Here is a 14934-nt window from a genome sequence, read left to right on the forward strand (position 1 = left end):
TAAAATAAATATAAATATATCTATTATAATTTCATAATTGCTTTACGCATAATAATCTATTATACATTTCTTAAGTATATAATATAGAAATGATTGATGCAAGTAAATCATGCGTTTTCTTGCTGATTGATAGTGAGTTAAGCTGTCATTGTTCGGATTGTTCACCTGTATATAATTTGACGTTGTTACGGCCAAGTTTTTTAGCTTCATATAATGCTGTATCAGCTTGTTTTATCAAGGTGTTTATGTCAGAGAATGGTTCTTGTATATTAGTCACTGTGATACCGATGCTCACAGTTATTTTTATATTGTTATGGGAATTAATGATGATTTTTTTAGCGGCGGTGACAGACCGGATTTTTTCTGCAGTTTTAAAAGCTGCCGAAGGGTCAGAGGGCGATAGAATAATTATAAATTCATCACCGCCATAGCGGCCTAAAATGTCGTTTTTACGCAAATTATTTTTACAAGTGGAGGAAAATATTTTTAAGATAGTATCTCCAACTGTATGACCAAAGGTATCATTGATAGTTTTAAAATGATCAATGTCAATGATAAGAAGTGCTATACTGATATTTTCTTCGGTGGTTTTTGCCAATAATTTTGCGATATCTTCATTTAGTTTTGCTCTGTTGGAAATTCCTGTCAGGGGGTCAGTAGAGGCTTTTATTTGCAGTGAATTAAGTTTGTCAGAAAAATATGTGATATCGTGTAGGATTAGCATAAATCCAACTGATTTATCATAATTTATTAAGTTAGTGCGTTTTATATGGTAGGTTTTATCGTTTATATCAGTAATAAGGACTTTGTCGGAGTCTTTTTGGATCAGTTGACAAATTTGTGGGTTATTATAAAATATAGTAAGTCCCAGTGCGTTGATATGTTTTTTTGTCAGGTACAAAAATAATTTTTTACAGGAAAAGTTGAAAGTGGCCAAGTGACCCTTTGCGTCGAAAACCAATATAGCATCAGATAAAGTTTGGAATATTACTTTTTGGGCAAGGGGCGCAATTTCAAAAAGATTAAGACTAAATATAGCCCAGCCGTATAATATGCCTGGTACAATAAAAGTGGCGGGGGAGGGATCAAGTCCCCAGGGAATATAGCCACAAATATAAATTATTTCAACGATCCAGGGAAATAAAGAGCCTAAAAGAAATATTAAAGCCTGTTGGTTTTGTGGATAAGCAGATTTTCTCCAAAATATTATATAAATAATATTTCCTGTTAAAATTGCCAGATTATTAAAAATATCATGGACATGATACCATATTCCTGGAATTATCAATGCGGTAGAAAAAGGGGCAGCGGGATTTAAATATACAGCCTTGTAATAAAGGTGGTGTATTTCGGTAGTGCTACCCAATATAAAAGTGATTGAAGACATGGTCAGCAGAAAGGCGTTTAACATTTTATCATATTTGAAATTTAAGTTTGTGTGCTGGAGTGCTAGAATTACCCATGCAGTTGGAATAAAAGGGGCACCTATGTTTTCAATGTGCAGCCAAAATTTTATAGCATTTAAAGTATTACTGGAAAGTTCACATGTATAACCAAAGGAATATATAGCAGCTGATAAAGATAGGAAGAAAATACTTTTGGCTAATTTGATATTTTTTTTATTCCAGGCCATTATACAGACACTGGCAAGGATTAAAAAACTCATTGTACATAAAGTTATTAAAATTATTTTTGACGGATACATAAATCACCTCGCTGGAATGATAAGAGTTACTGGTACGATCTTCCTGTCCGGTAAAAGTAAAATAATGACCAGATTATAAACTTCGGGGTAAAATATTTAAAAGCATAGTTTGTTAACCTCTTTTTGTAGGAAACGATTTTATTATATTAATTGGCACGATGAAAATATATTATTATATTATGTGTTTTAATTTGTAAAGTCAATATTACTGGTGGTCAAGAAAATACAGATAAAATTGTTAGTAATATTATTATCATGGTATAATAATATATTAGTGTGGATTATGTATTTCGAACATGAGCACAGGATCTTATGATATTTACGAAAGGCAGGGAAAGTGAAACTGTTATATATGTTATTTTATAATGTGCAGTGGCATAAGAGTTTACTGTATCTCTGATAAGAAAGACAAGTGCATGTATTAAATTATGCAATATAACAGGATCATGAAATATATGAATTTATCAAAAGAAAATTTTAAACGTATTTTAAAGTTCCAAAAAGCAGAAATTACGGCAAGTATTTTGTATAAAAAAGTTGCCGTAATGACAAAAAATACAAAAAATAAACAGGTTTTGCTGGAAATATCCCAAGCGGAATATGAACATTATAAAACATGGCGGCAGTTTACGCAGCAGGAAACAAAGCCAGATTGGTTTACCATTTATTTATATACAGCATTGTTTTTTGTTTTGGGGCAGACTTTTATCATAAAATATTTGGAAAAGGGGGAAGAGTTTACACAGCAGGAATTAAAAAGTATTAGCGCCCAGGTACCAATTGCGGAAACAATAATGCAGCAGGAAGAAAAGCATGAAGATAAATTAATCGCGATGATTGATGAGGAACGAGTTAAGTATGTAGGTGCGGTTGTATTGGGCTTGAATGATGCTTTAGTGGAATTAACAGGAACGATTGCTGGTATCACATTTGCTATGATGAATACAAAGTTGGTGGCACTGGCAGCAATCATTACCGGAGGAGCAGCTACATTATCTATGGCAGCTTCAAATTATTTGGCACAACGGGCTGATAGAAGTGAAGACGCAATTAAATCGAGTGTATATACTGGCGTGGCGTATTTAATAACTGTCATATTATTGGTTTTGCCTTATTTATGTTTGCCGGACCAATATTATACGGCAGCTTTTGCAATAATGATTATTTTAGTTGTGCTGATAATATATTCATTTAACTTTTATATAGCGGTAGTACAGTCTACACCTTTCTGGCCAAGATTTATAGAAATGTCAGTGATAAGCTTAGGTGTTGCTGTCTTATCATTTTTAATAGGTATAGCCGCAAAGTATTTTTTGGGGATAAATATGTAGTATAATATAAGCAGACAGTGTTTTAATGAAAGGATGGGTTTTTTATGTATTGTCCAAATTGCGGCAGCAAAAATAATGATAATGCTAGATTCTGCTATAAATGCGGGCAGTTGCTTAGCGGCACTGCTTTTAAGAGAAATATTAAAGAGCCGTCTGAAAAATTATTTACATTTAAACGTCTGATTATAGCAATATTGATAGTTTTTGTTTTGTTGTCAATAGGATTATTTTTTAGAAATGGTGATAAACCACAGTTACAGGCAGTAAAAAATAATATAATTGAACAGAAAAAAGAGGATAATAATCCACAAAAGAACATAAAACTTAGTTATAGTTCCTTCAATAAACTGGAAATAGGCATGAATTATCAGAATGTAGTTAAAATCATCGGCAGTAAGGGTAAATTAACTAAACAAAAAAAAGAACATGACAGTGATGTGAAGACTTATGAATGGCAGAATAAAACCACTCATCTGACATGTTCTTTTCAAAATGAAAAATTAGTAGCTAAATCAATGGAAAGTTCATCAAATGGTTTTTCAAAATCAGATGAAAAAAATTTCCTACATGATGGTTTACAGCCGTTTCCGGGTAATTTACCAGACAATGCTGCAGTAAAAATTTGATAGAATTTTTTTAGATTATTAGTCAAAAAGTCATATAAATGTCATAGTAAAAACACATATTATGTTTGAGATAATGCTATAATATACAAATAGATAGTAAATAAATATTTACAGATTAAGGAGAGGATAGCGCATGTTTAAGAATCATATAAAAAAATTAACTGCTTTTGTGTTAACTGCATTCATGTTCATAAGCGTGATGGGGACTACACTTGTAGAGGCGCATCCACATGATAACTGGCCGAATCATGAGTATCATCATAGGTATCATCATGAACCGCAAAAAAATGATGATAAGGGACATTCTACTGGTGAAGTAACAACTGCGGCTATAGCAGGAGCAATAATTGGAGCAATTGTTGCTAAAAATACCTAATAAATTTTTAAATATAATTAATTAAAAAACGCTTACCACTATTGTGATGATAAGCGTTTTTTTTAATAAGTTTTTTAATAAGTTTCAGGTAATAGAAGCCGCATAAATTTTTTTAATACTGGCTGCAAGTGTGGAATTAAATTCTTTATCACTTTGATGTGCGGATAGTCCTTGGGCAAGGGCACGAGAAAAACTAGCTATAAGTCCTTTGTTGCGGGCAAGTTTTTCATCGGCAACTTCCTGACTGAATCCGCCGGAAAGAGCTACTACACGAATAACATTAGGCTGGTCATTTATTAAATCACTATAGAAATTGTCTACTTCAGGAATAGATAATTTTATCATTATTTTTGTATCTTTTGGCAGCAAAGCTAATTCCTTAAGTATTTCTTCTTTCAAAACTCTTTCTGATTCAGCTCTGTTTTTGCTGTTGATGTCCACTTCTGGTTCAAGAATAGGAACAAGACCTGCAGCAGCAATTTGTTTGCCTATTTCGAACTGCTGTTTAACAATTTTCTTTATGCCGACAGGATTAAATTCCTTTATGACAGAACGCATTTTTGTTCCGAAAATATTGCGCTTTAAAGCGCGTTTTAACAAATCATCTAACTGGGGAATAGATTTCATGACCTGCACGCCATCAGCTAGTTCAGCAAGTCCCTTATCAACTTTTAAAAAGGGAACTATCCGTTTTTTATTCCATAAATAATCAGCGGTAAGATCTCCGTCAATAGTTCGATCCATTGTATTTTCAAATAATATAGCACCTAAAATATACTTAGAGTTGAAAGCAGGACTCTTGATGATCCGCGTTCTCATTTCGTGGACTTTGGCAAACATTTCATCATTGCCATTATATTCATTTTCTTTTACACCGTAAGCCGCTAATGCTTTTGGTGTACTGCCGCCACTTTGATCTAATGCAGCAATAAAAGCCGTATCTTTACAAATTCTTTGTAATTGATCTTGATTCATTAATTAGCCCTCCCTGATGAAAATTGACCAGATGATGTATTTCTTACCATCTAAGTCTTATTATAATCCTTTTGTTTTTTTTTGCAATATAGTAAGCTAGATCATTGTAATCGGTGGCTGAATTACCCGGTAGCAAATGCAGATGGTTGTTTGTGGGAATAATATTTGCGAGCAAAATAACTGATAATTTCCCGTCGCCTTATTATGCCGATAAATATATTACGATCATCGACAACAGGAACAAAATTCTGATTCATTGTTAGACCAATTAAATCTTCAATTTCTGCATCAATATGGACGGCCTTATTTTTTATGTGTTTGTGGATTGTTTTTAAATTTATGTGTTCTAAATCTTTATCTTCAATGCTGATTTTTTTATCTGTTAGAGTCCATAGAATATCGCCTTCTGTAAGTGTTCCTGCATATTTCCCTTTTTTATTTATTAAGGGAACAGCAGTATATCTGTGGTATTTCATTTTTTCCATAGCCTGACGAAGTGTGGAATCAGAGCGTAAATAAATTACTTTATCTTTGGGAAGTAAAAAAAAGGTTATTTTCATAATTTTCTCCGTTAGTAACAAAAATAGATTACGCAAAATTACATACATCTGCTAAAATAAATCATTTATTTATCTGTGTATGTGTAGACATAAAAATAAAACTATGCATTTATCCGTCTGTCCAGAAAGTGGTTGTGTATTATGCATGGTTAGGAATTATTGAGGATAAATTGAAAATCACTAGATAATATCTACTATTATATTTTATATCAGATTTGGTCTTTAATTCAAGATAATAGTTTCAGAAAAATTAGTCAATAATAAAAATCTAAGTGATTTATCTTTAGCATGGTCTAATATTTATATATTTTCCATAATTATTAAGTGTAATAAGTGACATACTCCCATCACTTAATGCCTTCTACGGCATTTGAAGTGGGGAAATTTTCGCCACAAAAAGTTGAATAAAAAGAATATTGTGTATATTTATCTGAATAAAATACTATCGCATTTCAATTTTTCTGTATTATGATATGCTGTTTCCCTATTCGTATATGTAAGTGTGGGAATTGTTATAGTTTGTTTGCATAAAAATAAGATTAATATTGATGCGGTAGTATGATAAAATTCATCGGTATTTTTTATAATTAGTATTTGCAGGCAGTAAAATGACAGAGGATTTTTAGTGTTTAAGTAAAATATGGGATGTGAGATGGATTTAATCTTATATTTTAGCAAGAATCCGCAGAAAATCATCTCTTGTTTCTGCCAAATTGAATAGACGTCTTAATTCAGCACCACCACTTAGTCCACGAGTGTACCATGTAGCATGTTTACGCATTTCACGTGGCCCGATATAATTGCCTTTCTTTTTTAAAAGCATGTCAAGATGTTCGATAATTATTTGTTTTCGTTCAATTAAGGTTGGTGGGGGAGTTTCCTGTCCGGTTTTTAGAAATTGGGAAAAATGACGGAAAATCCATGGATTGCCCTGAGCAGCTCGTCCGATCATTACAGCATCACAATGTGTACGGGTAAAGATATTTTTTAAGTCGGTACATGTTCTGATATCACCATTGCCTATGACGGGAATGGTGACGGTTTCTTTTACTTTAGCAATTATATCCCAGTCAGCCTGCCCACTGTAGAATTGCTCACGTGTTCGCCCATGTATGGCAATAGCATCTATTCCCGCAGTTTCAGCTAATTTGGCCATTTCAATAATATTTACATGGGCATCGTCCCAGCCTTTACGCATTTTCACGGTAACTGGAAGGGATACAGCCTTTTTAACTGCATGCATTATAGCAAAAGCACGTTCAGGGTCAAGCATTAGGGCCGCTCCAGCATGATTTTTGACAATCTTCGGCGCCGGACAGCCCATGTTTATGTCAATAATATCAGCACAGCCGAGATCTTCTATATATTTGGCTGCTTCAGAGATACTTTCTGGTGTGTCACCAAATAACTGCATTGCTAGCGGACGTTCTTTTTTTTCCGTTTGAAGCATTAGTAAAGTGTGCTTATTCCTAAAATGAATACCTTTGTCACTGACCATTTCAGAATAAACAAGACCGCAACCCATGCGCCGCGCTAGAATACGGTAAGCTGTATCAGTTACGCCGGCCATAGGGGCTAAAAATACAGGGATATCTATTTTTAAATTTCCAATGAACATATATTTTTAATATACACATCCTTTATGAGCGGTAAATTATTGTTATTTATTTCGTTCATATAATACTCGCAGTCCGGTTAGAGTTAAAAAGTGGTCAGTCTTATTTATCGTTTTCGATTCACGAGAGATCATATTGGCCAGACCACCGGTGGCAACGACTTTCATATTCATGTTCATTTCCTGTTTCATACGGTTTACAATGCCGTCGATTTGTCCTACTGCACCTAAAATTATGCCTGCCTGAATACCATTTATAGTATTATGACATATTACTGATTTAGGGGTGACAAGTTCAATTCGGGGCAGTTTTGCAGCACGCTGGAATAATGCTTCAGTAGAAATACCAATTCCAGGGGCAATGGCACCGCCCAGAAAATCACCATTATCGGCGACTACATCCAGCGTGGTAGCTGTACCAATATCTATTACTATTATGGGACCGCCATATTGTTCATAAGCACCAATGACATTTACGATTCTATCAGCACCAATATCGCGGGGATTTTCATATTTTAATTTTATACCTGTTTTGATACCAGGACCAACGACAAGTGGTTTTACTTTGAAATAACGCTGGCACATTTTTATTATGGGAACTACAAGGGGTGGTACTACGGAAGATATTATAATATCAGTAATATCAGACATTGAGATCCCATGAAAACGGAACAGTTCATTTATCAACATGCCATATTCATCACCTGTTTTTTGCCTGTCCGTAGATATACGCCAATGTCTTAAGAGTTTTTTCCCTTCATAAGTTCCTAATACGATATTACTATTTCCAATATCAAATACTAGCAGCATTTGTTTATGATCCTCCAACTTATTAATTATTTTGCGGGTCGAATAGAAACATCACCAGCTAATACTCGTTCAATTTTTTCACCTGTATCAACTAATAATGCACCAAAATTGTCAATGTCTACAGCCTTGCCATAAAAGGTTTCGTTGACACTAATTACTTTGATATTTTTTCCTAATGTTATGGAATATTTTTTCCAATCCTGTATAATGGGAGAAAAACCATGTTTTTTTATTGTCGTATACAAATTTTCTAATTCAACTAATAACTGCTGTAAAAGAGCGAGGCGAGAAATTTTTTTACCGGTTATCTGCATGAGTGAAGTTGCAATATCTTTTACTTCTTCAGGCATATCCTGTGAAAGAATATTTACATTTATTCCCATACCGATAACGATATAGTTTATTCTATCCATTTCAGCATTCATTTCTGTTAAAATACCTACAAGCTTTTTTCCATCATAAAGAATATCATTTGGCCATTTTATGCCTACTTTTAAACCAGTTATAGTATAAATAGCTTTGGCAATGGCTACAGCAGCCATCAGAGTGCATTTTGGTGCTTCCTGTGGGAGAAAATCCGGCCGTAAAATAATGGAAAACCATATGCCTTTTTGGGCTGGGGAATACCAGCCGCGTGATAAACGGCCACGGCCGTCACCTTGAGATTCACTGATAACTATGGTGCCTTCGGGAGCTTTTTCATCAAGAGCTATTTTTTTTGCTTCATTATTTGTTGAGTCAATTTTTTTATAGTATTTTATTGTACGACCAAAAGTCTTTGTAGTAAGGACAGCATTTATTTCTCCTGGAGTTAATAAATCAGGGGAATCAATGATTCGGTAGCCGTTTTTTGATTTACTGTCAATATTATAACCGTCATTTTTTAAAATACAAATATGTTTCCATATGGCAGTACGTGACACAGATAGCTTATTCGCTAGATATGTGCCGGAGACATATTTCCCTTTTGCCTTATGCAAAATTGTTAAAATTTCTGAACGCATATGATAAATGCCCTTCTTTTATATAATATTAGTCGGTGTAATATACCAAGAGCCGCTGCTTTTCTCTTAAGGACGATATTAAAATTCACCATTGAGAGAAACACGACTGTTTTTATTAATGTTTATGTAAACACAATAATAGTGTGTCTTAATATCTGTTAAAATAAACATCCTAATTATAATACCCTATGATATTTGTTTTCGCAAGAAAAATACACTGGCAAATTTAAAATAAGCTTGTTATAATTAATTTTGCAATAGTATATTTGAAAGGGGCAATAGAAAGATAAATGAAATACTCTTTGATCAAAAAAATGAGTTTGATTGTTCTTTTATGTCTAATACCTGTGGTTTTATCAAGTCCTCATGCCATTTCCAAAAATAATGATTTAAATAATAATACCGGACAGGAAGGAGTTATTGTTTTAAATTATCATAAAATAGATAATAAAAATATTTCTTTATCAGTTCTGCCAGCAGATTTTGACAGACAAATGAACTATTTAAAAAACAATAATTATCATGTGATTACACCGGATGAACTTTATGACCATTTGGAATATGGTAAAAAATTACCAATGAATCCTGTACTTATAACTTTCGATGATGGATATGAGGACAATTATAAAAATGCCTATCCTATTCTAAAAAAGTATGGATTTACGGCAATGATTTTTGTTATAACTGATTTTGTCAGTAAGTATCCTAATTATCTTACATGGCAGCAATGTGAAGAATTAAAGCAAAATGGAATATATATAGAATCACATACGGTAAATCATAAATCCTTGACAGAGCTGACCAGTGAACAAATAAAAAATGAACTTGTTGAATCAAAAAAAGTTCTTGACAGAAGGCTTAAACAAAATACAGTTTATTTTGCTTATCCGACGGGGACATACAATCTTTATATAGCAAAAATGCTGAAGGATGCAGGCTATCATGCTGCTTTTACCATAAAATACGGGACTGTTACTGATGCGAGTAATGTTTTTGCTTTGGAAAGAATACCGATCTTTCATACTTCTAATACTTTTCGATCTTTTTATAGACGATTGCATTATCTTCCTTTTTTTGAAAAATTAGGTTGGATCAAGAATTAATATAAGGTTTATGGTATTTCATTGTGAATTTTGCAGGTTTAATATTTTCCTTTATAATTTAAAATGCCTGTTTATCTATCTAAACCTATCAAGGACAGATAGATAAACAGGCATTTTAAATTAAGTAAATGATATTTACGTGGCAGTTATATTATTGATGCATATTTATATATTGTCATGCCATGTTTTAACTAAGCTGAAAGCGGCTTGACGTGGATCTGCAGCATGTGTTACTGCTGATACGACAAAGAATCCGGCGGCCTTTGTCTGGGCAAGTTGAGGAATATCATTTATTTTTACGCCGCCGCCAACAACAACGGGAATAGGACTTATTTCGACTAGCTTGGCAATATCAGCAAAACTTCTTGTGATTATTTGTCCGTGTTTATCTAAACCGCAATCTAGTTTAGTAGGGGTTTTGTGCAGTGGTCCTGCGCCAAAATAGTCAATTTGGCTTACATCAGCTGTTTTTACATAAGAAAATAATTCATCTGTTTTAGCAGATAAGCCTATTATAGAGTTTTCTCCCAGATATTTTCGGCAGACAGAAACAGGAATATCTGTTTGTCCAACATGGATGCCATCAACTTTGGTACCGGCTTCTCGTGCGGCCAGGACAACATCAAGCCGATCATCTACGAGAAGAGAAATGTTATTTTGCTTATGGGCAGCAGCAATAACAGCAGCGGCTTGGGCGGTTATTGCAATAAGTTCACGGGCTGATGCTGTCTTGGAACGTATTTGAATACAAGTAAAACCGGCACTGACAGCAGCTGCTATGATATTTTGAACAGGCCGATTTTTGGTGTTTTCGGGACCTATTACCAGATAAGCAGAAATATTTAAATTCTTTCTTATATTCATTTTTGTGCTCCTAAGATATGATTTACTTTTGCTGGTTTTTCCTGCATCATATTTTTAAAACCAGGGCGTATATCTGCTTTTAAAACTACTTCGGTGCGTATTCCTTTTTCAGCTAATATAAATGTAGCTTCTTTAACTACTTGCATGACTTCATCCCATTCGCCTTCGATTTCGGTAAACATGGAGTTAGTACGATTGGGAAGACCGGAATTGCGAATGACTTTTACTACTTTGGCAACATCTGATGATAGTTCATCTCCCACACCACAGGGAGCTATGGCAACAGCAATTAATGTATTCATTATTTTATATCTCCTCTATAGTAAATAAATTGGCAGCTATATCTTCAGCAGTGGCTTTATATAATTCATCAAGAAATTGAGCCTGAAAATGTCCTGGACCATGTACGATCTTTTCAGCGCGTTTTCCAGCTAAATTATATATTGATACAGCGGTAAGCGCAGCAATGAATGGACTAGTGACGGTCGCATATATAGCAGCAACACCGCCTAAAGAACAGCCTGAACCAGTAATCATTTTTAAGAAATGGGAACCGCCGTAAGAAAAAATGATTTCTCGGCCATTTGTTATTAAATCTGTTTCACCTGATACAGCTACAGTACCATTGGTCCATTTTGCCAAGGAAATTGCTGATTGTCTGGCAGAAATTACTTTATCTGTGGAATCTACTCCACGTATGCCTGAATGTGTTCTGCCACTTGGTAGTTCCCATAGGTTAGCCAAGGCAATAATTTCTGAAGCATTGCCGCGGATTATGCTGGGTCTATAGCCTTTTAATAGTTTAAGAAGTTTTTTTCTTAGGCTGCCCGCACCTATACCTACAGGATCTAATACCCATGATTTATGGGAATCGTATAAGATTTTTGCAGTTCGGGGAATTGATTCTTCATAAATCGGTAGCAATGTGCCAAAATTGATATACATGGCATTACCAGCTTTGGCTAAAGTCTCAGCCTCATCTGGTAAATAAATCATAGCTGCTGAGCCGCCAACGGCAAGCTGGGCATTAGCTACAAAATTTATGGTGACAGTATTTGTTATAGAAGCTACCATTGGATTTTCTTTCTTTACAGTATTTACTGCGTGAATAATTTCTTTTTGTATATTTTCTTGGGAAATCAATAAAATTTACCTCATTTCTTTAGTTAGATACTGAAAATTAATTATTTTAGTACCAACATAAGTTTATAATAAAAAACTGCCTGTCCATTGGCAAGCAGTTTTTTATTCAGCTCCCTGCGTTAGTATTAACTAACAGGTTCAAAGGGTCAGGTTTAACCTTCTCAACTCATTTGAGTACCCCTGCATATTATATGACGGATGCTTTTATTTTTCTACTCCGTATTTTTTTATGTAGCGATAAAGTGTTACACGGCTTACGCCGAGAAGATTGGCAAGACGACTGACATTTCCCCCGGCTGATTGCCAAGCTCTTACGAATATATCTTTATCCTCTTTCCATTTACTGCTAGGTTTTATATTGCCCATGAGATTGATATTTTCTGCCTTTATAATATTACCCTGAGTATTGAGAACAGCATTTTCTATTACTCCCTGCAGTTGTTTTATATTTCCCGGCCAATCATATTCAGATAATATTTTCAAAGCAGCATTATCCAGCTGTTTTGGTGATATTTTATGTTGAGTGGTCAATTCATTTAAAATACTTTTAGAAAGAAGTGAAATATCCTCACGTCGGCTTCTGAGTGGAGGTAAGTGGATAATACTGCGGGACACGATCTCGAATAATTTTTTATCAAATAGATCTTTTTCACATAAACGGCGCAAATTACCATCTGATGAAGCGATGATTCTTACATTGATACTTCTTTCAATTTCTTCACCTATGCGATATATTTTTTTATCATGCAGAGCTTCTGCTAATTTTTCTGCTATTGAAATGGGCAGTTTTTCTATTTCATCCATAAGCAGAGTACCACCACTGGCTAATTCTAGTTTACCAGGATGACTTACTTCTTTTCCTGTTTTTGCACCGAATAATTCTTGCTCCAAAAGTTCTGGCGGAACATCACCACAGTTGAGGGAAATAAGAGGACCATTAGATCTGGCTCCGGCCATATGGATTCCATGAGCTAGCCGTTGTTTACCGGTACCTGGTTCTCCTTGTAGTAAAATATGATTATTCTTTTTTGCTGCTCGTAGTGCACGTTCTTTCATTAGTTTACAGGCCGGACTGATCCCGACAATTGTGTCAAGACTGTATTTAGCTGTATATCCGGCTGCATGTGCGACAAGCATGCGCAGATCCTCAATAGGCATTGTTACTGTAACGACACTGTTTATTTCATTATCAAGCTCATCTTTTATTGGCACAACTGTTGTTATATCTTCATAAGTCTTGACTTGTGTTGTCCATGTAACTTCCTGGTTGGTACAGGCTGCGCCGCTGAATCCCTTGTAAATAGGAGTGTGTTTATAGTTTAATACGACTTCATTAAGATTGAGGGTTTTATCTTTATCAATAGCGCCTATACCGGCAAGACGACTTATGCCAAGCTTATTGGCGTAAGCAACATCACCATTTTTTAAGATGTGATATACAGCAAAAGGAGTCGCATCAAGTATAGCTTCCTGTGCCTGAAGCGACATTTTTTGTTTTAAGTGAATCTCCATAGCTGTTTTCATTGACATGAGAAGTGAAATAGTTGCATCTTGGGGCAGCTTGTCATAGTCCCTGCTTAAAATGGTTATAATATATCCGGTTTCACCGCAGACAGATACAGGAGCAGCTCCTGAGTCACAGTCGTGATGGGCCTTTAGCCATATTTCTGGCCCAAAAGCCCAGAATAAACTTTTGTATTTGGCAGCTATATTGGCGCTGAAGGTGCCTACATTTTCAAGTTTGAGACTTACGCCCTCAATTTTTTTTGAAAGCAAGCGATTATAAGGGGAGGAATAATTTTTTAGAACAGTACATTCACTATCTAGCAGCAGTAAACATAGATCATATTCCTGAAGAAAATCTTTAATACCATCAGTAAAATCCTGCATATATTCTATGGCGGCACGATGGCGTTTTTGTAATAATTTTAAAGAATCTTTATCAAGGCTTTTTAAATCATTGAATTTTTTAATTGATATGTTAAGTTCCCGACTTTTTTTCCACGATTCAGCAATCCACGGATGAACATTAGGATCAATTATTCCTGTTTCTGTAAACATATTATAATAAGTCGCTAATTTATTTCTATTGCGATTTTGTCTAATCATTAGTATTTTTGCGCTGTATATATTTAGCGCAAATGTACACCTCAATTCTATATTTTTGTAAAGTTAAAACTAATATGTTATATTGTATCAAGCATTATGAAAAGTATCAATCTATATTTACAAAAAAAGGTAATTTTATCATAATAAAAAATATTTAGTTTGATTTTAAAGTATATCAGCATATATAAAATATTTATTGAGATGCTTAAAATCATCCTGAAATAAGTATCTATTTATGCTATAATAAAAAAAATAGAACAAAAAGGAATGGTGCCGATGTCACGATACTCCAAACGTATCAGTGAAAAAATTGAAAGGACTAAAAAATCTGCTGATCCCCCTGTAAAAAAACCAGGCCGTGATATTGTATTAATAATACTTATATGCATTAATTTTATTTTTTTACTTATTGGTTGGCCGCAGTTGGCAGTTGTTGATAGAGCTATATATATATTACTTGAAGGAGCTTTATTGTCAATTTATGCACAGCGGCACGCAAAAATCAGTGATGCTGCTATTGATAAGGTAAAATATTTAAGCTTCATTTTTATGGGGTTAGCACTTTTATTGTTTATATATAGTTGCTATGTACGTTATATTAAGTAATTTTATAGAGGATATAAAGGAATATTTTATTTGTAATAGGCAGTATTTCGTTTTTATGAAGCTGGTGTTTGATAGACGTTAGTTCATTATGGGGTGTTAATAAAAAA

Annotated in this window: 15 protein-coding genes and 1 riboswitch; of the genes, 5 read left to right on the plus strand and 10 right to left on the minus strand. The window is 34.2% G+C overall.

Translation table 11 applies throughout. From position 1 onward, the window contains the following. Positions 1-145: 145 nt before the first annotated feature. The gene (locus I6760_RS11595) at positions 146-1666 is read right to left on the minus strand and encodes a histidine kinase N-terminal 7TM domain-containing diguanylate cyclase (protein ID WP_196594558.1); all 1521 of its coding nucleotides are present in this window, start codon (positions 1664-1666) and stop codon (positions 146-148) included. A 494-nt stretch (positions 1667-2160) separates the two neighbouring features. Here I6760_RS11595 and I6760_RS11600 point away from each other — a divergent pair, with 494 nt between their 5' ends. The 3 genes from I6760_RS11600 (at position 2161) to I6760_RS11610 (ending at position 4038) form a co-directional block, all read left to right on the plus strand. Further along, positions 2161-3036: a VIT1/CCC1 transporter family protein gene (locus I6760_RS11600; RefSeq protein WP_231036262.1), complete on the plus strand. Its 876-nt coding sequence runs from the start codon at positions 2161-2163 to the stop codon at positions 3034-3036. Positions 3037-3080: 44 nt separating this feature from the next. Further along, complete coding sequence (locus tag I6760_RS11605) at positions 3081-3662, plus strand: zinc-ribbon domain-containing protein (RefSeq protein WP_196594560.1); 582 nt, start codon at positions 3081-3083, stop codon at positions 3660-3662. A gap of 133 nt (positions 3663-3795) precedes the next feature. Further along, positions 3796-4038, plus strand: a complete 243-nt coding sequence (locus I6760_RS11610; protein ID WP_196594561.1) for a hypothetical protein — start codon at positions 3796-3798, stop codon at positions 4036-4038. Between the two features lie 84 nt (positions 4039-4122). Here the strand turns inward: I6760_RS11610 and I6760_RS11615 are convergent, their stop codons facing one another. The 5 genes from I6760_RS11615 to I6760_RS11635 form a co-directional block, all read right to left on the minus strand. Then, a complete protein-coding gene (locus I6760_RS11615; RefSeq protein ID WP_196594562.1) occupies positions 4123-5013 on the minus strand; it encodes a fructose bisphosphate aldolase in 891 nt (296 codons plus the stop codon). A 122-nt stretch (positions 5014-5135) separates the two neighbouring features. After that, entirely contained in the window at positions 5136-5573 is a 438-nt protein-coding gene (locus I6760_RS11620) for a CBS domain-containing protein (RefSeq protein ID WP_196594563.1), read from the minus strand. 664 nt (positions 5574-6237) lie between these two features. After that, positions 6238-7191, minus strand: coding sequence for a tRNA dihydrouridine synthase DusB (gene dusB, locus I6760_RS11625; RefSeq protein ID WP_196594564.1), 954 nt, complete (start codon positions 7189-7191; stop codon positions 6238-6240). 42 nt (positions 7192-7233) lie between these two features. Beyond that, positions 7234-7998, minus strand: a complete 765-nt coding sequence (locus I6760_RS11630; protein ID WP_196594565.1) for a type III pantothenate kinase — start codon at positions 7996-7998, stop codon at positions 7234-7236. Between the two features lie 26 nt (positions 7999-8024). Beyond that, complete coding sequence (locus I6760_RS11635; RefSeq protein WP_196594566.1) at positions 8025-9002, minus strand: biotin--[acetyl-CoA-carboxylase] ligase; 978 nt, start codon at positions 9000-9002, stop codon at positions 8025-8027. Positions 9003-9304: 302 nt separating this feature from the next. On the opposite strand from I6760_RS11635, the gene I6760_RS11640 reads away from it, so the two are divergent. Next, a complete protein-coding gene (locus tag I6760_RS11640) occupies positions 9305-10105 on the plus strand; it encodes a polysaccharide deacetylase family protein (protein WP_231036263.1) in 801 nt (266 codons plus the stop codon). A 165-nt stretch (positions 10106-10270) separates the two neighbouring features. On the opposite strand, the gene I6760_RS11645 is transcribed toward I6760_RS11640, so the two are convergent. The 4 genes from I6760_RS11645 to I6760_RS11660 all read right to left on the minus strand — a co-directional run bounded on the left by I6760_RS11645 (position 10271) and on the right by I6760_RS11660 (position 14221). After that, positions 10271-10969 carry a thiamine phosphate synthase gene (locus I6760_RS11645; protein ID WP_196594568.1) on the minus strand — a complete coding sequence of 233 codons (699 nt, stop codon included), beginning with the start codon at positions 10967-10969 and terminating at the stop codon, positions 10271-10273. Further along, positions 10966-11271 carry a thiamine-binding protein gene (locus I6760_RS11650; protein WP_196594569.1) on the minus strand — a complete coding sequence of 102 codons (306 nt, stop codon included), beginning with the start codon at positions 11269-11271 and terminating at the stop codon, positions 10966-10968. The genes I6760_RS11645 and I6760_RS11650 overlap by 4 nt, the downstream gene beginning before the upstream one ends. A 4-nt stretch (positions 11272-11275) precedes the next feature. Continuing rightward, positions 11276-12112: a hydroxyethylthiazole kinase gene (thiM, locus tag I6760_RS11655; RefSeq protein WP_231036264.1), complete on the minus strand. Its 837-nt coding sequence runs from the start codon at positions 12110-12112 to the stop codon at positions 11276-11278. 94 nt (positions 12113-12206) lie between these two features. Further along, positions 12207-12304, minus strand: a riboswitch (TPP riboswitch). A 12-nt stretch (positions 12305-12316) separates the two neighbouring features. Beyond that, on the minus strand, positions 12317-14221 hold the full coding sequence (locus tag I6760_RS11660) for a sigma 54-interacting transcriptional regulator (protein WP_196594570.1): 1905 nt from the start codon (positions 14219-14221) through the stop codon (positions 12317-12319). 276 nt (positions 14222-14497) lie between these two features. Between I6760_RS11660 and I6760_RS11665 the strand changes: the two genes are divergently transcribed. Further along, positions 14498-14827: a hypothetical protein gene (locus I6760_RS11665; RefSeq protein WP_196594571.1), complete on the plus strand. Its 330-nt coding sequence runs from the start codon at positions 14498-14500 to the stop codon at positions 14825-14827. Positions 14828-14934 lie beyond the last annotated feature (107 nt).

Source organism: Pectinatus sottacetonis, from assembly GCF_015732155.1.
Lineage (GTDB): Bacteria > Bacillota > Negativicutes > Selenomonadales > Selenomonadaceae > Pectinatus > Pectinatus sottacetonis.